Source organism: Herbidospora sakaeratensis, assembly GCF_001570525.1.
GTDB lineage: Bacteria > Actinomycetota > Actinomycetes > Streptosporangiales > Streptosporangiaceae > Herbidospora > Herbidospora sakaeratensis.
In genome coordinates this window covers 88733-106728 of sequence record NZ_BBXC01000022.1, presented here as the reverse complement: position 1 = coordinate 106728, position 17996 = coordinate 88733, and the positions used below count along the sequence as shown (strand labels likewise).

Below are 17996 nucleotides of genomic sequence, written 5' to 3'. Positions count from 1 at the left end.
GGTTCTCCTGGCGAACGATGGCACATTGTTCGCATAGAGAACAATGGTTCGTTATGGGAACGATACGAGGCGCTAGAGTGCCGGACTATGGCTGAGGAATTCGTGCAGTCGCTGGCGCGCGGCCTGGCGGTCATCCGCGCGTTCGACGGGTCCTCTCCCGAGCTGACGCTGAGCGAGGTGGCCAGGAAGACCGAGCTCACGCGGGCGGCGGCCCGCCGGTTCCTGCTCACGCTGGTCGACCTCGGCTACGTCCGCACCGACGGCCGGCTGTTCTCGTTGTCGCCCCGGGTGCTCGAACTCGGCTACGCCTACCTGTCGAACCTGTCGCTGCCCGACGTCGCCTTCCCCCACCTCGAACAGCTCGTCGGCGAGGTGCACGAGTCGGCGTCGGTCTCGGTGCTCGACGACACCGACATCATCTACGTCGCCCGGGTGCCCACCACCCGCATCATGCGGGTCACCATCGCGATCGGCACCCGCTTCCCGGCCCACTGCACGTCGATGGGCCGCGTCCTGCTCGCCGGGTTGTCCCCCTGCGACCTCGACGCCTACTTCGCCAAGGCCGACCTGGTCCAGATGACCGACCGCACCCTCACGTCGGAGGAGGACCTGCGCGCGGTGCTGGCCGAGGTGCGCGCCAACGGCTACGCCCTGGTCGACCAGGAGCTCGAAGACGGCCTGCGGTCGATCGCGGTGCCCGTCCGCGACCGGGCCGGCCGGGTCGTCGCGGCCGTCAACCTGTCGTCGCACGCCAGCCGCACGTCTCTGGAGTCGGCCCGGCGCGACCTGCTGCCCCCGCTCCGGGCCGGCGTGGCCAGGATCGAGACCGACCTGCACGCGACCCAGCGCCGGCCTACCCCCGAGACGGGGTGAGCGGCCGCCACAACACCGCACCCGCCACCAGCACCAGCCCGCCGCAGACGGCGATGGCGTGGTGCACGGCGACCAGTTCGGCCAGGCCCCCGGCCACCACGCCGCCGAGCCCCTGGACGGTCATCATCCCCGACCCCTGCAAACCGAACGCCAGCCCGCGCCGCTCCTCGGGCACCGCGTCGACGAAGGGCCGCTGCAACATCAGCTGGTAGGCCAGCCCGTTGCCCGCCAGGAACGCCAGGATCCCGGCCCACCACGGCCCCGGCGCGGTCACGAACCCGATGAGCGGCACCCCCATCAGCGCGACCAGCGGCAATCCGAGCCGGGCCCGGTTCGCCGGCGACACGAACCGGCCGACGACGAACTCCCCGAAGCCCATCCCGGCCGCCGTCGCGGCCAGCACGAACCCGGCCGCCCCGGCCTGCCCCATCTCGGTCAGATAGGGGATGAAGACGGCCTCGGAGCCGACCATGAACATCAGCGGCAACCACCCCGCCAGCAGCAGCCCCCGCACGGTCCGGTCGGTCAGCAGCTCCCAGTTGCCGCGCAGCGTGGCGCGGATCGCGCCGTCGCCGTCGGCGACCACGCGGGCCGGCCGGTTGGCGATGCCGAACCTGATGAGCGGCACGGCGGCCAGCGAGAGCCCGGCGGTGATCAGCAGCGCCCCCTCGGGCCCGGTCAGCGCGAGCATCGCCCCGCCGACCGCGAGCCCGGCGATCTGCGCCCCGGCTCCCGTCATGGTGAACAGGGCCCGCCCGAGCACGAACCGGTCGCCGTCGAGGATGTCGGGCAGCACCGCGTTGCGGGCCGCCATGAAGACGGCGGTGGGCACGCCGGTGACCAGCACGACCGCGAACATCGCCCACACCGGCAGCCCGGCGAACGCCAGGACCAGGCAGACCACGACCCGGGTGAGCTCCCCGGTGACCATCAGCACCCGGGGCCGGACGCGGTCGGCCACCGACGACAGGAAGAGGCCGCCGAGCATCATCGGCAGGAAGCCGATCATCCACGAGATGGCCGAGAGCCCGGCCGACTCGGTGCGGTCGTAGACGATGACGGAGAAGGCCAGCATCTTGACCGACTCGCTCAGCGTCAGCAGCAGCTGGCTGCCGAACAGCGCGCGGAACTCGCCGATCCGGAACAGTTCACCGAAGGTCGCGCCCCGGTCGTCAACCACACTCACCGGGCGATGTTATGACAAACCGGTCTATTGGCCACTGTTTTTCGCCGCCAGCACCAAGGCCCGCTGCAACTCCGCGACGTCCGGGTTCTCCATGAAGATGCCGACCGCGTCGTTGATGGCCGCGCGCCAGCCGTCGTTGGCGACGACGCCGTGCTGGATCGACCCGGCCAGCTCGTCGCGCGCCCACTCGCTCAGGCTCCACTCCAGGTAGTTCCGGTAGAGGGAGGTGTCGGCGTCGCGGCGGGCCGGGATCGAGCCCTTGATCGGGTTGAAGGTGTCCTGCCCGGCCTTGCTGGCGGCCACCTTGAGCCAGGCCAGCGCGCCCGCGCGGTTGGGGGCGCCGCGCGGCAGCGTGAAGCTGTCGGAGAGCCACATGAAGGTGCCCTCGGTGCCCGGCGAGGCGGCCCAGTCGAAGTCGGTCTTCGAGGTCTTGCCGAGCCCGGTGTCGGGCTTGTTGTGGAAGTAGGCGTAGGCCCAGTCGCCCATGACGGTGAAGGCGGCCTCGCCGTCGGCCACCTGCTTGGCGGCCGGCTGCCAGTCGGTCTGCGGCGGCCCGGTCATCGAGAGGATCGCCGCGAAGTCGGTCAGCGCCTTCTTCATCGCCGCGCTGCTCCAGTCGGCGTCGGCGGTCCACAACTTGTTGTACGCCCGCGTCCCGAGCGACCCCAGCAGCACCGACTCGAAGAGGTGGACGACCGTCCACTGCGGCCCGATGGCCAGCGGGATCCGCCCGGCGTCGCGGACCTTGCCGAGCGCGTCGAGGAACTGCGGGAGGGTGCGCGGGGCGCCGCTCACCCCGGCGGCCTTGAGCACGCGGGGGTTGAACCACAGGACGTTCGAGCGGTGGATGTTCACCGGGACGGAGTAGATCTCGCCGTGGACGGAGATCTGCTCGACGAGCTGGGGCGGGAAGGCGTCGCGCAGCTTCAGTTCGTCGTACAGGAAATTGAGGGGTTCGAGCTTGCCGGCGGTGATGTAGCCCTGGAGTTCCGCGCCCGCGTGACCCTGGAAGGTGTCGGGGGGCTGGTTGGCCTGGAGCTTGCTGGCTAACAGGGCGCGGGCCTGGTCGCCCGACCCGCCCTCGACGGCCGCGTCGACGAACGTGTAGCCGGGGTTCTGCTGCTCGAACAGCTTGCGCATCGCCATCAGGCCGGGGCCCTCACCGGGGCCCGTCCACCACGAGAACACCTCGACGCGCTGCTTGGCCGAGGGCTCGGGGGTCTCCGCCGCCTCGCCCGAGCACGACGTCACCAATACCAGCAGCGCCGCGGCGACCGCGGTCCATCGTCGCCTCATCGCGGCCGACCTCCGGGTGTGAAATGGCAGCCCATCAACCCACCACCGAAGGTGCCCCGTCAAGCAACGGTTCTATATACGCCTCTATATGCGACGCAGCCCCCGTTTGCCGCACTCCACCACGGCCGCCACCGTCACCCCCAGCTCCCGCCCGCCGCCCGTCACCAGCACCGCCCCCTTCGCGAACGCCAGCCCGCCCAGCACCGCCAGGTCGGCCGACCCCGACGGCGGCCAGTCGACCAGCACGACGTCGTGTTCGTCGAGGCTGACGTGCCCGTCGAGCAGCGCCATCGCCTCGGTGAACCCGTCGTGGCTGAGCTCGCCCTCCTCCGCGACGACCGCCGGGTCGCGCGCGGCGGCGACCGGCAGCGGCAGCGGGTCGAGCCCCAGCAGCACCTCGAACTCGGTCGCGCCGTGTTCCCGGCCGGGCCCGCCGCCGAACGAGACGACCTGCCGCACCCGCGACGCCTCCGCCGCCGAGACCGCCTCGGCGGCCCGGCTCTCGCCGGTGAACATCAGCCGCACGTCGTGGGCGAGCAGCTCGGCCGGGTCGGGCACGCCCAGCGGCAGCGCCACCCCGCCGGCCGCGACGATCGCGAAGACGGCGGTCAGATGCCCGCTCACGCCGTCGGTGCAGACGGCGGCGGTCTGCCCGGGGCGGGTCCCCCTCCTGACCAGCCCCGTGGCAGCCCGCCTGACCGTCGCCGCGAGCGTCTCGTGGCTGACGGCCCGGCCTTCGCCGAAATCGATCAGCGCCGGCCGGTCGGCCCACAGCGCGGATCGGCCGAACACCGCGCCGGTGACCCCTGACTCCATGTCCGTGACCGTACGGGCCGGGCTCCCGCGCCGGAATCCGCATAACTGTGTAGGGGGGTGTGTAAAGCCGGCGCGTGGACGGGCCCGGGTCCTGCGCGACCCGGGCCCGCGGGCCACGTGCCCCCGGTCTCGGTCTCCACCCCTCCGAGGTGACCTCGACCGGCGTGACGGACACGCGGCCGTTTCCAGATGCCCCCCCTGACGTCCGGCTTCAGTAGGCATCCGCCCTCGCGGGCCTGGTGGCGGCCACGGAGTCGCCGCCCCCGACCACGGATTCACCGTAGATCGGCGCGGGCCGCCCTCACATCGGCGAATGTGCGCACGTGGGTGTGTAGAAGGAACGCCGCGGGGCGTCTACACACCGTGTTCGACGACCCAGGTGGCGACCTGGGTGCGCGAGGAGAAACCGAGTTTGGCCAGGATGTTGGCGACGTGGCGGGCCACGGTGGCCTGGCTGATGACGAGCTCGTCGGCGATGGCCCGGTTGCTCAGACCCCGGGCGACCAGCTCGGCGATCTCGCGCTCGCGGGCGGTCAGCGTGCTCTGCGGCACGACCGCCACGGGCGCGACGACGGGCGGCGGGCTGCCGGCCGACTCCTCCAGGGCGAGGGTGACGGCCGCGTCGAACGGCAGGGCGAGCCCCTCGGCCCACAACGCCGCCACGACGGGCTCGCCCAGCGTGTCGCGGGCGGGGGTCAGCACGCCCTCGACGCGGGCCCCCGGCCGTCCGCTGCGCAGCCCGGCGGAGGCGGCGGCCAGCAGCACGGCCCGGCGCGGGTCGCCCTGCTTGAGGTAGAGCGTGGCGAAGGTCTCCAGGCGGCGGGCCGACTGCATGCGCAACCCGGCGTCGCGGCCGAGCCGCAGCGCCTCGCCCAGCCGGCGGCGCGCCTCGGGCAGGTCCCCCGCGTCGAGCGCGACCGACCCGAGCCCGGCCAGGCACGAGATGAGCCACTGCCGGGCGTCGAAAGTGCGCACGATGCGCAGCGCCCGGGTGAAGTGGTGGCGGGCGGCCTGCAGGTCGCCGCGGCGGCGGGCGGTCTGGCCCAGCCCCGACAGGCCGATGACCAGCGCCAGGTGGTTGTCGAGCTCGGTGGCCAGCACCACCAGCCGTTCGGCCGAGCGCTGCGCCTCGCGCAGCCGGCCCTGCGCCAGCGCGAGGAACGCGCGGGTGCCGTGGCCCTCGGCCTCCAGCACCCGCTCGCCGATGGCGCGGGCGATCGAGATGGACTCCTCCAGCCGGTCTTCGGCCGGCCGCGACCCGTCGCTGATGGCGAGCACGAGCAGCGCCTGCCCCTCGCCGAGCCGGTCGCCGGCCTGCCGGCACAGGTCGAGGGCCTGCCGAGCCCGCTCCCGCGCCCCGGCGAAGTCGGCGGTGTTCGACAGCAGGTTGGCGGTGAAGGCCAGCGCCCGCCCGTGGGTGGCCGGGTCGATCTCGGGCAGCGCGAGCTCCACCAGCCGGTCGGCCCACCGGGTCAGCTCGGCCTGGAACCGGCCGCTGCCGAGCAGCATCCACCGCAGCCCGAGCAGGGCCCGCAACATCGGCGCCGCGTCTCCGGTGGTGAGCGACCACTCGACCGCCGCCCGCAGGTCGCTCTGCAGCCGTTCGAGCCGTTCGGTACGCCGGTGCACCGCCGGCCACGACCCCGCGTCGACCGCGATCTCCCAGTCGCGCGCGAACGTGACGAAGAAGTCGCGGTGCCGCCGCCGGGTGGCCTCCTCGTCGGGGCCGTCGAGCTGCTCGGCGGCGTACTGGCGGATGGTGTCGAGGAGCCGGTAGCGGGCCTCGCCCGCGAGTTCGCCGTCGACCACGACCAGGGACTTGTCGACCAGGGCGGTCAGGTGGCCCAGGACGTCGGGCCCGTCGACCGGGCCGCCCGCGCAGACGAGCTCGGCCATCGGGAGCGTCCAGCCGGAGCGGAACACGGTGGCCCGGCGCAGCAGCACCCGCTCGGGCTCGGTCAGCAGGTCGTAGCTCCAGTCGACGGTCGCCCGAAGGGTGCGCTGCCGGGGCGGCGCGGTGCGGTCGCCGGCCGACAACAACCGGAACCGGTCGCCGAGCCGGGCCACGATCTGCGGGATCGAGAGCACCCGGGTCATGCCGGCGGCCAGTTCGAGCGCCAGCGGCATGCCGTCGAGCGCGTGGCACAGCCGCGACACGTCGGGCGCGTTGTCGTCGGTGAGGGTGAACCCGGGCCGGGCCGAGGCCGCGCGGTCCTGGAACAGGCGGACCGCCTCGTAGCCGCCGACGACGGCCGCGCCCGCGTTGTGGTCGGGCGGCAGGGCCAGCGGCGGCACCCGCCAGACGGTCTCGCCGGGCACCCGCAGCGGCTCGCGGCTGGTGGCCAGCACCCGCACCTCGGGGCAGTGCTCGGCCAGCCGCCGGGTCAGCAGCGCGCACTCGCCGACCACGGTCTCGCAGTTGTCGAGCAGGATCACCGCCTTGCGTCCCGCGAACACCTCGGCGACGGCCAGGTCGAGATCGCGCCCCGGCTCCCCCTCGACGCCCAGCACCGACGCGATGCGGCGGATGGTCTCCTTGGGCCGGGTGCCCTCGGGGAACTCCACCAGCCACGCGCCGTCGGGCAGGTCGCGGGCGAGCTCGGCGGCGACCCGCAGGCCGAGCCGGCTCTTCCCGATCCCGCCCACGCCGCAGAGGGTGACGACCCGCGTGGCCGTCATCAGTTGCAGGAGTTCCTCGACGTCGGGCTCGCGTCCCACGAACGCGTTGGGTTCCAGGGGGAGGTTGCCCTCGACGGCGATCGAGTGGGAGATCTCAGTGGTCATCGGCCCTCGGGAGTCGCCTTCGCGTGAGCTTCGGGGGTGGATCGTCACAGGAAGTGTCGCATCAATTCCGGAACGTGCCCAGATCGTATTCCGCTTTGACCCCTGACATCCCCGGTGCCCTTTGTCGGTGGGCGAGCGCACACTGGACGGCATGACCGTCACTCCGATCGACAGGGACGACTCCCCAGAAAGCGATGACCTTCCGGATTTCTCCGATCTGACCACCACCAACTGGCACCACCACGACGACCTGATGAGCAACATCGGGTTCCTGACCGTGGCGCGGCGGCTCCCCGCCCTCATCGTGCAGTCGTTCCGCATGGCCTGGGAGGCCAGCCCCCGCGACACCGCCGCCACGATCGCCCTCAACGGGCTCGGCGGCGTCTTCACCGCGTTCGGGCTGCTGGCCACCGCGGGCGTGCTGGAGGCGCTGTTCGCGGCCGGGCCGACCCCCGAGCGGGTGCGCGACGCGCTGCCCGCCCTGCTGCTCGTCGGCGCCGCCGCCGTCACCCGCGCCCTGCTGCAGGCGGGCGCGGGCTGGGCGCAGTCGCGGCTCCAGCCCCAGGTCCTGCGCATCGCCGAGAAGCGTCTGTACGGCCTGACCTCCCGGGTCGACCTGATCAGGTTCGACGACCCGGAGTTCCACGACACGCTCCAGCGGGCCCGCACCAGCGGCGTCAACTCCTCCGACGAGGTGGTCGGCTCGGCCGTCGACGTGCTGACCGCCGCCATCGGCCTGGTGGCGGCGGGCGGCGTGCTCGGAGTGCTGCACCCGGTCCTGCTGCCCCTGCTCCTCCTGGCCGTGCTGCCCGACGCGTGGGCCACGGTCCGGTCGGCCCGCATGCGCTACACGACGATGTTGTCGCTGCTGCCGGTCTACCGCCGCAAGTGGATCGTCAGCGAACTGCTGGCCGACCGGAACACCGCCGCCGAGGTGCGCTCGTTCACGATGCGCGGCTTCCTGCTCCGCGTCTACGACATGGTGGCCCGCACCCAGCAGGACGTCCTGGTCGACCTGGCCCGCCGGCAGGCCGTGGCCGGCGTCATCGGCCAGGCGCTCGGCGGCGTCGGCACGGCTCTGGTGTTCGTCGCCCTCGGCCTGCTGCTGGCGGGCGGCCAGGTGGAGCTCGCCATCGCGGGCACCGCGGTGCTGGCGGTCCGCACGGGCCAGGGCGCCCTGCAGAACCTCCTCTACAGCGTCAACCGGCTCTACGAGAACGGCCTCTACTTCACCGACTTCCTCGACTTCTGCGCCGCCGGTGAGGCCACGCCGGTCATGGCGGGCACGGGAGCGCCGCCCCGCCGCTTCGGCCGCATCGCCGCCGAGAACGTGGTCTTCAGTTATCCCGGCAAGGACACCCCGGCCCTCAAGGGCGTGTCGGTCCACCTCGACCACGGCGAGGTGGTCGCGCTGGTCGGCGAGAACGGCTCCGGCAAGACCACCCTCGCCAAGATCCTGGCCGGTCTCTACGCACCCCAGTCGGGCCGGGTGTGCTGGGACGACACCGACCTGGCCACGGTCGACGCCGACGAACTGCGGGGCCGCATCGCGGTCATCGCCCAGGACCACACGCGCTGGCCGCTGTCGGCCCGCCACAACATCACGATGGGCCTGAACAAGGGCGAACCGGCCGTGGTGCGCGCCGCCGGGGTCGCCGGGGCCGACGAGGTCATCGGCGAGCTGCCGCACGGTTACCGCACCCTCCTCGACCGCCGCTTCAAGGACGGCCAGGAGCTTTCGGGCGGCCAGTGGCAGCGCATCGCGGTGGCGCGGGGCTTCTACCGCGACGCCCCGCTGCTCATCTGCGACGAACCGACCGCGGCCCTCGACGCGCGGGCCGAGCACGCCCTGTTCGAACGCATCCGCGCGCACGCCGACGGGCGCACCGTCCTGCTCATCACCCACCGCCTGGCCAGCGTCCGCTACGCCGACCGCGTCTACGTCCTCGACCACGGCCTGGTCGTCGAGGAGGGCACCCACGACGAGCTGATGGACGGCCAGGGCATCTACGCCGACCTCTACGGCCTCCAGGCCAGCGCCTACCAGGCATAAGGTTCATCGCGCCCAGGTCCGGCGCGCTTGCGTCTGACGCACCCACCGGCCCGGGCCAGGCACCCGCCCTGGCTCGGGAACCAGTGCCCTGCTTCGGCGCCGGGGCGGCGAGAGGCGTCGACCCACCCGATCGGCGCATGTCGGCGGCGCGGACCGCCACAGCAGCGCCCGCGTCACCGCGCGGGCGATCGGGCCGCCGCCTGGCCGCCGAGCACTCCACACATTTCGCCTGCGGCTCGTGGCCGCTCGACCCGCAACTGGCCGAATACCTGCCGGAAAGCTCCAACATCGCCAGGTTCCAGCGCATGTTCCAGTTGGAGCCCTACGAGGCGTCGAGGAACTCCGATTCGTGTTCCGCTCGCTGACCACACCGCTCGACGCCCTGCCCGCAATACCGTTTTGCAGCGCGATACCGTTTTGCAGCGCGCCGCCACGGATCACCTGCGCGCCGGCCGCCACTGGCAGTGGCGGCGCGGCAGGTTCACGGTCTAGATGATCGAGTCCACGGTTCTGGGCCCTGCCCGCTTACCAACGACTTTTCGGAAGATCAACCTCTGGTTGCGGCGTTGGCAAACAGATGTTATTTGGGTAGATTGATCCCGAATTTGCTCGCTTGCCCTGGGACTGGGCGTCACACCCCTCCCACGCAGCCCTGAACGTTCTGATCTTGCCAGGCATCTTCTTCAGCAGAATGCAAGACGTCAGAGTAAGAAGTACGACAGGGAAGGGAAGCTCCCGCATTTGCGCCTTCTTGTGAATTCGGCCTCACCGGCAGCGCTTACTCCCATGATTCGCGCCGGACCTCCAGAGGCACCCAGGCGTCTCGCCGATTCCACGACTCACGTCGACTTATTTCTGCTGCCCGAACAGGCAGGTCCCGCACACCGCGTCAACACTTAGTCGCGCCCGCACAAAGGCCGCTGCGGCAAAAACCAGCCAGATCATGATTGACAAGAGGTAAATGTCTTAGTAATTTCCCCTCGTGGCCGACCGGTCATTCATTAGCCCGACTCGAGAACAGAGGTTGAATTGAAGCTACATCGATCAGCGCTCAGCATCCTCGCATCTGCGATTCTCGCGTTCGCAATGACCACGGTGGCGAGCCCCGCCAAGGCGGGCACCAGCAAAAAAGCGGCGGTGAGCTGCACGCATAGCTTTGTTCGGGATAGCACCTACAACCGTCCGGGCCGACGATCAACGTGCACGGGCCTCGCCAACACCACCACCTGGCTCCTGACAATCCGGTGCCGGAACTATCCCATGAACACCGACTACGACTGGAGCCGCAGCCGTAAGGGAAACGGAACCATCACGGTATACTGCAACAGTCCCGTGGACGAGCTTTATTACTGGTACTACGACATTCTGTAAGCGTGGCCTGGCGCCAACACGGAGATATTCCCGGTTCGGAACCCGATTGATTCTGGCCGCCCTGAAAAGGGCCCAGACCTATTCGATCAGTTTCGGTAGGAGAACACCGAGAGGCCCAAGCCTCCAGGCGCATCAGAGCCAACCGGAGCGCCTTGGCCGCTCCGACGGCACCGCCCCTGCTCGGCAGGGGCGGTGCCGTCCGGTGGAACGACCACCGGACGGTGATCGAGGGGCGCGGCGCACCATTGCCGACCTCACCGCTCCCTGCTCCAGGCGGGTGCCGGATGGGCGCAGGCCCGGCTCCGGCCCCTGGTCCTGCGCATCGCCGAGAAGCGTCTGTACGGCCTGACCTCCCGGGTCGACCTGATCAGGTTCGACGACCCGGAGTTCCACGACACCCTCCAGCGGGCCCGCACCCGCGGCGTCAACTCCTCCGACGAGGTGGTCGGCTCGGCCGCCGACGTGCTGACCGCCACGATCAGTCTGATCGCCGCGAGCAGCATGCTCGGTGTGCGCCACCCTGTGCTGCCCGACGCGTGGGCCACAGTCCGGTCGGCTCGCACGCGCTACACGACGATGTTGTCGCTGCTGCCGGTCCACCGGCACAAGTGGATCGTCAGCGAACTGCTGGCCGGCCCATCCGCCAGCACGCCGACGACCGGGCCGTCCTCCTCATCACCCACCGCCTGGCCGGCGTCCGCTACGCCGACCGCGTCTACGTCCTGGACCACGGCCTGGTCGTCGAGCAGGGCACCCACGACGAACTCATCGACCGCCAGGGCATCTACGCCGATCTCTATGGATTGCGAGCCGCGCCGGGGCGGCGAGACGCGTCGACCTCCTGGCCGGCGCGCACGAGCGGCGCGGACCCTACAGCAGGGCGCGGATGACCGCCCTGGCGATGGGGGCGGCCACCCGGCCGCCGAAGCCGCCGTGTTCGACCAGCACCCCGACGGCCACCACCGGGTCGTCGGCGGGCGCGAAGGCCGTGAAGATCGCGTGGTCGGTGCCCTCGTTCTCGGCGGTGCCGGTCTTGGCCGCGACCTTCACGCCCGGGATCGCGGCGGCCGTGCCGGTGCCGCCGGGGCCGGTGACGGCGACCATCATCTCGGTCAGCCGGTCGGCCACGGCGGCCGGCATCGCGTCGCGGTACTCGGCGGGGTCGGCCGAGCGCACGATCGTGCCGTCGCGCAGGCGCACCTCGTCGACCAGGTAGGGGCGCATCAGGCTGCCGCCGTTGGCCACCGCCGCCGAGATCATCGCGATGCTCAGCGGGGTGGCGCGGTCGTCGTACTGGCCGATGGCGCTCATCGCGGTCTGGGCGCGGTCGAGGCCGGTCGGGTAGACGCTCGCGGCGACGGCCAGCGGGACCGTCAGGCCGGCGTCGCCGAAGCCGAAGGCGGCCGCCCAGCGGCTCAGTTCCTGCTCGCCGAGTTCCAGGCCGAGGTCGGCGAAGGCGGTGTTGCACGACATGACGAAGGCGTCCAGGAGCGCGGGGGTGCCGTCGCCGCACTCCGCGCCGCCGGAGTTGCGCAACCACGTCTGGGTGCCGGGCAGCTTCAGCCGGGCGGGGGCCCGCACCTCGGTCTCGGGGTCGTAGTCGCCCGACGCGAGGGCCGCCGCCGCGGTGATCACCTTGAAGGTCGAGCCGGGCGGGTAGTTCTCCCCGATCGCGCGGTTCAGCAGCGGCCGCGCGGGGTCCCGTTGCAGTTCGCGGTCGTACGCCGCCAGTTCCTCCGCCGAGAAGGTGGCGAACCGGTTGGGGTCGTAGGAGGGCAGCGAGACCATGGCGAGGATCGCGCCCGTGCGGGGGTCGAGGGCGACCACCGCGCCGCGGTCGCCCGTGGCGGCCAGGCCGTCGTGGGCGGCCTTCTGGGCGCGCGGGTCGAGCGTGAGCGTCACGGTCGCGCCGCGGTCGATGTCCTTGAGCAGCGCGCGCACCCGGACCCGGGGATCCTCACCGGTCAGGGAGCCGTCTTCGGCGCCCTCGATGCCGGTGGTCCGGTAGAGGGAGGCGTAGCCGGTGACGGCGGCGTAGAGGGGGCCGTGCGGGTAGACGCGGCGGTAGCCGAACCGCTGGTCGGTGACGCGTTCGCTGGCCGCGACCACGGTGCCGTCGCGCAGGCGCACCTCGCCCCGGGGTTCGTCGAACCGCAGGATCATGGTCCGGTTGTTGCGCGGGTCGGCCGTCAGGGCGTCGTACCGGAACGCCTGGAGGTAGGTGACGTTGCCGAGCAGTGCGAACAACATCAGACCGGACACCGCCGCGACACCGCGCAGCGGCACGTTCATGCGCCCGGCGCGCGGACCCGCCATGTCGCCCCCTCCTTTGGAGTCCGGTCTAACAGCCGGACCGGAAAGAGGGGGCGGGGGGTGGGTAAAGCGGGGAACTAGATCGCTTCGGGGACGATCACGTGGTCCTTGTAGTAGTCGATTTTGCGCTGGATCGCGCCCTGCTTGTGGCGCAGGTCGGCGACCTGTTCCTCGACCTGGCGGTCGTGCGCCTCCAGCAGGCGGATGCGCTCGGGGATGGTGTGGTCGCCCGCGCGGGTCAGCTCGGCGAACCGCAACATCTCGGCGATCGGCATGCCGGTGTCGCGCAGGCAGCGGATCATGCCGAGCCAGCCGACGTCGCCGTCGGTGAACCGGCGCTGACCTGCCGAGTTGCGGCCGACGTTGCCGAGGAGCCCGATCCGTTCGTAGTACCTGAGCGTGTCGAGGCTGAACCCCGTCTCCTCGACGACCTGTCCGGGTGTGTATACGGCCATGCACGGCATCATCACACCTGGAGTCGGCTCCAGGTCAAGCTAGCCGAGGTGGTCGGACAGGTAGCGGCGGACCAGCCGCTTGCACTCGGCGATCAGGTCGGGGTCGCCGTCGGGGCAGGCCCGGAAGGCCAGCTTGAGCACGGCGTCGGCGGCCTCGACGGCCACCACGAACGCGCGCGCCTCCACCTCGCCGGCGGGCACCCCGATGAGGTCGATCAGCAGGCCGCGCAGCCGGTCGGCGACGACGAGGTTGTCCTCCAGCGCCTCGTCGAGCATCCGGGAGGAGCCCGGCTCGGCCAGCGCGAGGCCGAAGTCGAAGACGCTGAAGCCGGGCGTCGACCGCTTCATCCACACGAACTCGTCGATGACGAGGTCGGTCGCCTCGGTCCAGTCGTTGATAGTCGTGTGCGCGAGGGTGGTGGTGATCCGGGCCAGGTAGGCCTCGAGGTTGCGGTAGGCCAGCGCGCGGACCAGCCCCTGCTTGTCGGGGAAGAACTGGTAGAAGGTGCCGATGGGGACCTCGGCCCGGCGGGCGACCTCTTTGGTGGTCAGGCCCTCGTAACCCACCTCGTCGAGCAGCAGGGCGCACTCGTCGAGCATGCGCTCCACCCTCTCGGCGCTCCTGCGCTGGGCGGGTTTGCGGCGCAGGGTGCCGGTGGCGGTGTTTGTCATGACCCCATTTTCTCCCGATTCGATTGCCAACGAGTTAACCTGAGTCGCACTCATGTTCTAGGGAGGACCGCTGATGTTCCTGTGGGGCGCGGCCACCGCCGCCTTCCAGATCGAGGGCGCGTTGTCGGACGACGGCCGGGGCCCGTCGATCTGGGACTCGTTCGGCCCGATCCGCGACGGCCACACGGCCGAGGTCGCCTGCGACAGCTACCGCCGCTGGGCCGACGACGTGGCCCTGCTGGCCGGACTCGGCGTGAACGCCTACCGCTTCTCGGTCTCCTGGTCCCGCGTCCAGCCCGACGGGACCGGCCCGGCGAACCCGAAGGGCCTCGACCACTACGAACGGCTGGTCGACGCCCTCCTGGCGGCCGGCGTCACCCCGGCCCTGACGCTCTTCCACTGGGACCTGCCGGCGGCGCTGCCCGGCTGGCTCGACCGCGAGACGGCTTACCGGTTCGCCGACTACGCCGCGCTGGTCGCCGACCGGCTGGCCGACCGCGTCGGCCTGTGGATCACCCTGAACGAGCCGTTCGTGCACACCGTCTACGGCCACGCCCTGGGCGTGCACGCCCCCGGGCAGGCGCTCTTCCTGGACGCCCTGCCCGCCGCCCACCACCAGCTCCTCGGCCACGGCCTGGCCGTCGACGCGCTGCGCGCCGCCGGCGCCGGGACGGTCCTGATCACCAACAACCTGACCCCCGTGTGGGCCGCCTCGGACTCCCCCGAGGACCGGGCGGCCGCCGACGCCTACGACACCCTGCACAACCGCATGTTCAACGACCCGGTCTTCCGGGGCGAATACCCCGACCTGCGCGCCTTCGGCCTCGACGCGATGGCGGGCCTGCGCGACGGCGACCTCGCGGTCATCAGCCGGCCGATCGACGGCCTGGGGGTCAACTACTACAACCCGACCCGGATCTCCGCGCCTCAGTCGCCCGAGCTGCCCTTCACCGACGCGGGCGTCGAGGGCCACCCCACCACGGCCTTCGGCTGGCCGGTCGTGCCCGACGGCCTGCGCGAACTCCTCACCGGCCTGCACCGGCGCTACGGCGTGCCCCTCTACGTCACCGAGAACGGCTGCTCCTACGAGGGCCTCGACGACCGTGAGCGCATCGCCTACCTGGAGGGCCACATCGACGCCGCGCTGGCCGCCGACGCCGACGTGCGCGGCTACTTCGTCTGGTCGCTGCTCGACAACTTCGAGTGGGCCGAGGGCTACCACCAGCGCTTCGGGCTGGTGCACGTCGACTTCGAGACCGGCGCGCGGACCCCGAAGGCGTCGTACCGGTGGTATCGGGAGCGGATCGCCCGGGATGCCTGACCTCCACCACGAGTGGCTCGACCGCTATTCGGACGGGCGCTTCGCCGCCGCCGATCCCGAGATCCGCGCCTGGGTGGCGGCCGTGCACGCCGCCCGCCTGGGGGCGGTTCGGCCGGAGCAGCCCGGCGGCGGCTGGCGCATCGTCCGGTCCGCCGGGATCCAGGAGAACCGGCACGTCCGCGCACCCTGGAACAACCAGACCGGCGCGGTGACCGCCGTGGCGGCGGGCCTGCTGGACGGCGTGCCGGTGGCCGTCACCGGCTCCGACCACGGGGTGCTGCGCGCCTGGGACCTGCGCACCGGGCTGCCGCTGGGCGAACAGCGGGTCGACGCCCACGACATCGGCTCGATCGCGGTCATGGACGAGGTGGTCGTGGCCACCGACTGGGCCCACCTGTTCACCTGGCACCCGCGCACCGGCGAGACGACCCGGGAGCGCCACTGGGGCGTCGGCCAGGCCGCGACGGTCCGGGACGCGGGGAAATGGCATCTGCTGCTCGCCCAGCAGGGGCGGGTGCGGATCCGCGGCCCACGCGGGCCGTGGCGGAGGATCGGCCATCCCGGCGACACCTCCGCCGCCACGATCCGCGTCGACGGCCGTCGACGCGTCGTCGTCGGAGGAGACACGACGCGCGTCTACGACCTGCGGACCGGCGAGCCCTGCGGCGGTCCGATGGGCGGCCATACGCGCGCCCTGGCCGTCGCCCACGTGGCGGGCCGTCCGGTCGTCGTGGTCGCCGGGCACGACGACACGGTCAGGTTGTGGGACCTGCGCACCGGCGCCCCGCGCGGCCGGCCCCGGCGCGAGCCCGTGACCACCCTGGCGACGGCCGAGGTCGGCGGCCGGGCCGTCGGGATCGGCGGCGCACCCGGGCGGCGCACCCGGGTGTGGAACCTGCGCACCGGCGTGGACCTGGGCACCCTCGGCGAGGCGGGCCGGGCCGTCGCCGCCGTCGGCCATCAGGCCGTGACCTGCTCCTCCCACGGCGTGGTGCGGGTCTGGGACCTGCGCACCCTCCGCGGCACGCCGCTGCCCGGCCACCCCCGGGTGGGGGCGGCCGCCCTCGCAGGGGACGGTGTCTTCTACGCGTGGGAGGAGGGCATGTTCCTCGCCGCCGAGAACCTGGCCGACGGCGAATCGTCGCCGCTCAAGCACGCGCTCTCGGCGCCCGGCGTCTCGGCGGTCACCACGGTCCCCGGGGCCGTGGTCACCTCCTGGTGGCGGGACGGCGCGCTCAGGGTCCACGACCTGGAGACCGGCGAACGCCGCGTGCTGGCAGGCCACTCCGGTCCCGTCCACGCACTGGCCGCCGAGGACGGCACGGTCGTCAGCGGCGGGCTCGACGGCATGATCGGGATCTGGGACGTGGCGACCGGGTCGTCGCGGTCGATCGTCTCCCCCTGCGCCGTCGACGCGCTCACCGTCAGCGGGGGCCGGATCTTCGCGTGCGGGGCAGACGGCGTCACCCGGCTCTTCGATCTCCGTACCGAGGAGGCCCTGGGCGCGCTGCCGACCGGAGTGGCGCACGCGATCGACGTACAGGATCGCACGGCCCTTGTCGGCGGAGCCGACCTGCGGGTCTGGGACCTGCGCGAACGGGCGGGCAGACGGCTGCGCGGGCACGCGGGCGCGGTGACGGCGGTGGCGCTGCGCGGCGGCCGGGCCGTCTCCGGCGGATGGGACCACACGCTCCGGACGTGGGACCTGCGCACGGGTGAGGAGGTCGCGCCGCCGGTCACCTTCCCCTGGCCGGTCTCCGCGCTCGCCTGGCACCCCGCCGGGAGACTCGTGGCCGGGATGTCGTGGGAGGTCGTGGTGCTCGAACCGTCAGAGCACTGACACGTGGACGTGGTCGTAGTGGTTGGCGGTCGCGCCGCCGCGGTTGGCCATCATCTTGCCGGGGGCGCCGGTGCGGATGTCGTAGTACTTCTGCTGCCAGATGACGTACATGATGCCGAGGGCGCGGCCGTTGGTGATGCACCACTGCAGCAGGGCGTCGCCGCGGGCCTTGTCGGCGCCGCCGGCCATGCGGCCGCCGCTCGACATCATGAAGTCGCAGGCCCGGCCCTTGCCGTGTTCGCCGAAGTCGCCGGGGCGCAGGCAGCCGATGCCGTAGGGCATCGGGAACTGGGCCATGATCGCGTTGCGGATGCTGACCATGCGGGCGGTCAGGCCGTTGCCCGCGTCGGGGGTCTGGAAGCCGAACTTGGCGAGCAGCTTCTCGACGTCGCGCTGCTTGGCCTTCAGCTCCTTGATGTCGCGCTCGAGCTCGTCGATCTTCTGGTCGGCCTCTTTCGCGGCCTGCTTCTGCCGGTCGACGAGACGCCGGATGTTGCCGAGCCGCTCGACCTTCTCGCTCGACAGGTAGGTGAGGGTGGCCGCGTCGCCGGGGTCGGACGACATGGAGAAGATGCCGACCGTGTCGAGGCCGCCGCCCATGTAGGAGGTCTGGGCGAACTGGATCGCCCGTCGCTCGGCCGCGCCGAGGTCGCGCCGCAGCTTCTTGACCTTGGAGTCGGCCTTCTGCGCGGCCTTCTTGGTGTCGTCGAGGGTGGCGATCTCGCCCCGGTACGCCTTCTCGAGGTCGGCGGCCTGTTTGGTCAGCTTGTTCAGCCGGGCCTGCCGGTCGGGTTCGGCGGCCGAGGGCGACACGCAGAGAGAGAGCAGGAGACCGGAGACGACGAGAGCCGCGAGTGCCCGCCGCATGTGCCCCTCCCCTCCCAGTCGGACCGAAACTATAGAAGGCGATCTTGGTGGTCGCCACCCGAACCAGGGAACCCATGCGCCTTTGGCGAAGATTCATCCATTTTGTATGGGACGAGATGATGCGCGAGGACTGTCCCATCCTTGCCAAG

The 17996-nt window shown here is 71.8% G+C and carries 16 protein-coding genes; 6 read left to right on the top strand and 10 right to left on the bottom strand.

What is annotated here, in order from left to right:
* The first annotated feature begins 87 nt into the window (after window positions 1–87).
* Entirely contained in the window at window positions 88–873 is a 786-nt protein-coding gene (locus AW271_RS32730) for an IclR family transcriptional regulator domain-containing protein (RefSeq protein ID WP_062341469.1), read from the top strand.
* Here the strand turns inward: AW271_RS32730 and AW271_RS32725 are convergent.
* The 4 genes from AW271_RS32725 to AW271_RS32710 all read right to left on the bottom strand — a co-directional run bounded on the left by AW271_RS32725 (window position 854) and on the right by AW271_RS32710 (window position 6955).
* Window positions 854–2059 (bottom strand): MFS transporter, encoded by a 1206-nt coding sequence (locus tag AW271_RS32725; RefSeq protein ID WP_062341468.1) that lies wholly within the window; start codon window positions 2057–2059, stop codon window positions 854–856. The genes AW271_RS32730 and AW271_RS32725 overlap by 20 nt on opposite strands.
* Before the next feature lie 24 nt (window positions 2060–2083).
* Window positions 2084–3355 (bottom strand): ABC transporter substrate-binding protein, encoded by a 1272-nt coding sequence (locus tag AW271_RS32720; protein ID WP_062341467.1) that lies wholly within the window; start codon window positions 3353–3355, stop codon window positions 2084–2086.
* 84 nt (window positions 3356–3439) lie between these two features.
* Window positions 3440–4171 carry an AMP-binding protein gene (locus AW271_RS42990; protein ID WP_062341466.1) on the bottom strand — a complete coding sequence of 244 codons (732 nt, stop codon included), beginning with the start codon at window positions 4169–4171 and terminating at the stop codon, window positions 3440–3442.
* Window positions 4172–4525: 354 nt separating this feature from the next.
* A complete protein-coding gene (locus AW271_RS32710; protein ID WP_062341465.1) occupies window positions 4526–6955 on the bottom strand; it encodes an ATP-binding protein in 2430 nt (809 codons plus the stop codon).
* Between the two features lie 151 nt (window positions 6956–7106).
* Here AW271_RS32710 and AW271_RS32705 point away from each other — a divergent pair, with 151 nt between their 5' ends.
* The 3 genes from AW271_RS32705 to AW271_RS40310 all read left to right on the top strand — a co-directional run bounded on the left by AW271_RS32705 (window position 7107) and on the right by AW271_RS40310 (window position 10379).
* Window positions 7107–9008: an ABC transporter ATP-binding protein gene (locus tag AW271_RS32705; RefSeq protein WP_062341532.1), complete on the top strand. Its 1902-nt coding sequence runs from the start codon at window positions 7107–7109 to the stop codon at window positions 9006–9008.
* Between the two features lie 137 nt (window positions 9009–9145).
* Window positions 9146–9373 carry a hypothetical protein gene (locus AW271_RS41725; RefSeq protein ID WP_218008239.1) on the top strand — a complete coding sequence of 76 codons (228 nt, stop codon included), beginning with the start codon at window positions 9146–9148 and terminating at the stop codon, window positions 9371–9373.
* 721 nt (window positions 9374–10094) lie between these two features.
* Complete coding sequence (locus AW271_RS40310) at window positions 10095–10379, top strand: hypothetical protein (RefSeq protein ID WP_157554869.1); 285 nt, start codon at window positions 10095–10097, stop codon at window positions 10377–10379.
* A 254-nt stretch (window positions 10380–10633) separates the two neighbouring features.
* Here AW271_RS40310 and AW271_RS32700 read toward each other — a convergent pair whose 3' ends face one another.
* The 5 genes from AW271_RS32700 to AW271_RS32680 form a co-directional block, all read right to left on the bottom strand.
* Complete coding sequence (locus AW271_RS32700; RefSeq protein WP_062341464.1) at window positions 10634–10882, bottom strand: hypothetical protein; 249 nt, start codon at window positions 10880–10882, stop codon at window positions 10634–10636.
* 63 nt (window positions 10883–10945) lie between these two features.
* Window positions 10946–11137, bottom strand: coding sequence for a hypothetical protein (locus tag AW271_RS40970; protein ID WP_062341463.1), 192 nt, complete (start codon window positions 11135–11137; stop codon window positions 10946–10948).
* 112 nt (window positions 11138–11249) lie between these two features.
* Window positions 11250–12695 carry a peptidoglycan D,D-transpeptidase FtsI family protein gene (locus AW271_RS32690; RefSeq protein WP_062341462.1) on the bottom strand — a complete coding sequence of 482 codons (1446 nt, stop codon included), beginning with the start codon at window positions 12693–12695 and terminating at the stop codon, window positions 11250–11252.
* Window positions 12696–12769: 74 nt separating this feature from the next.
* Window positions 12770–13147 (bottom strand): MerR family transcriptional regulator, encoded by a 378-nt coding sequence (locus AW271_RS32685; protein WP_030456635.1) that lies wholly within the window; start codon window positions 13145–13147, stop codon window positions 12770–12772.
* Window positions 13148–13186: 39 nt separating this feature from the next.
* Window positions 13187–13819, bottom strand: a complete 633-nt coding sequence (locus AW271_RS32680) for a TetR/AcrR family transcriptional regulator (RefSeq protein WP_062341461.1) — start codon at window positions 13817–13819, stop codon at window positions 13187–13189.
* A 73-nt stretch (window positions 13820–13892) separates the two neighbouring features.
* Between AW271_RS32680 and AW271_RS32675 the strand changes: the two genes are divergently transcribed.
* Window positions 13893–15140 (top strand): GH1 family beta-glucosidase, encoded by a 1248-nt coding sequence (locus tag AW271_RS32675; protein ID WP_062341460.1) that lies wholly within the window; start codon window positions 13893–13895, stop codon window positions 15138–15140.
* Window positions 15133–16980: a WD40 repeat domain-containing protein gene (locus AW271_RS32670; protein ID WP_062341459.1), complete on the top strand. Its 1848-nt coding sequence runs from the start codon at window positions 15133–15135 to the stop codon at window positions 16978–16980. The genes AW271_RS32675 and AW271_RS32670 overlap by 8 nt, the downstream gene beginning before the upstream one ends.
* Here the strand turns inward: AW271_RS32670 and AW271_RS32665 are convergent.
* A complete protein-coding gene (locus AW271_RS32665; RefSeq protein ID WP_062341458.1) occupies window positions 16969–17847 on the bottom strand; it encodes a coiled-coil domain-containing protein in 879 nt (292 codons plus the stop codon). The two genes, AW271_RS32670 and AW271_RS32665, sit on opposite strands and share 12 nt — an antisense overlap.
* Between the last annotated feature and the right edge of the window lie 149 nt (window positions 17848–17996).

What these genes read in the sequence shown, in the direction of transcription:
- AW271_RS32690 (WP_062341462.1), bottom strand. Translation starts at nt 12,695, where the DNA reads ATGGCGGGTCCGCGCGCCGGGCGCATGAACGTGCCGCTGCGCGGTGTC.
- AW271_RS32685 (WP_030456635.1), bottom strand. Translation starts at nt 13,147, where the DNA reads ATGGCCGTATACACACCCGGACAGGTCGTCGAGGAGACGGGGTTCAGC.
- AW271_RS41725 (WP_218008239.1), top strand. Translation starts at nt 9,146, where the DNA reads ATGTCGGCGGCGCGGACCGCCACAGCAGCGCCCGCGTCACCGCGCGGG.
- AW271_RS32670 (WP_062341459.1), top strand. Translation starts at nt 15,133, where the DNA reads ATGCCTGACCTCCACCACGAGTGGCTCGACCGCTATTCGGACGGGCGC.
- AW271_RS32720 (WP_062341467.1), bottom strand. Translation starts at nt 3,355, where the DNA reads ATGAGGCGACGATGGACCGCGGTCGCCGCGGCGCTGCTGGTATTGGTG.
- AW271_RS32705 (WP_062341532.1), top strand. Translation starts at nt 7,107, where the DNA reads ATGACCGTCACTCCGATCGACAGGGACGACTCCCCAGAAAGCGATGAC.
- AW271_RS32700 (WP_062341464.1), bottom strand. Translation starts at nt 10,882, where the DNA reads ATGCTGCTCGCGGCGATCAGACTGATCGTGGCGGTCAGCACGTCGGCG.
- AW271_RS42990 (WP_062341466.1), bottom strand. Translation starts at nt 4,171, where the DNA reads ATGGAGTCAGGGGTCACCGGCGCGGTGTTCGGCCGATCCGCGCTGTGG.
- AW271_RS32710 (WP_062341465.1), bottom strand. Translation starts at nt 6,955, where the DNA reads ATGACCACTGAGATCTCCCACTCGATCGCCGTCGAGGGCAACCTCCCC.
- AW271_RS32730 (WP_062341469.1), top strand. Translation starts at nt 88, where the DNA reads ATGGCTGAGGAATTCGTGCAGTCGCTGGCGCGCGGCCTGGCGGTCATC.
- AW271_RS32675 (WP_062341460.1), top strand. Translation starts at nt 13,893, where the DNA reads ATGTTCCTGTGGGGCGCGGCCACCGCCGCCTTCCAGATCGAGGGCGCG.
- AW271_RS40310 (WP_157554869.1), top strand. Translation starts at nt 10,095, where the DNA reads ATGACCACGGTGGCGAGCCCCGCCAAGGCGGGCACCAGCAAAAAAGCG.
- AW271_RS32680 (WP_062341461.1), bottom strand. Translation starts at nt 13,819, where the DNA reads ATGACAAACACCGCCACCGGCACCCTGCGCCGCAAACCCGCCCAGCGC.
- AW271_RS32665 (WP_062341458.1), bottom strand. Translation starts at nt 17,847, where the DNA reads ATGCGGCGGGCACTCGCGGCTCTCGTCGTCTCCGGTCTCCTGCTCTCT.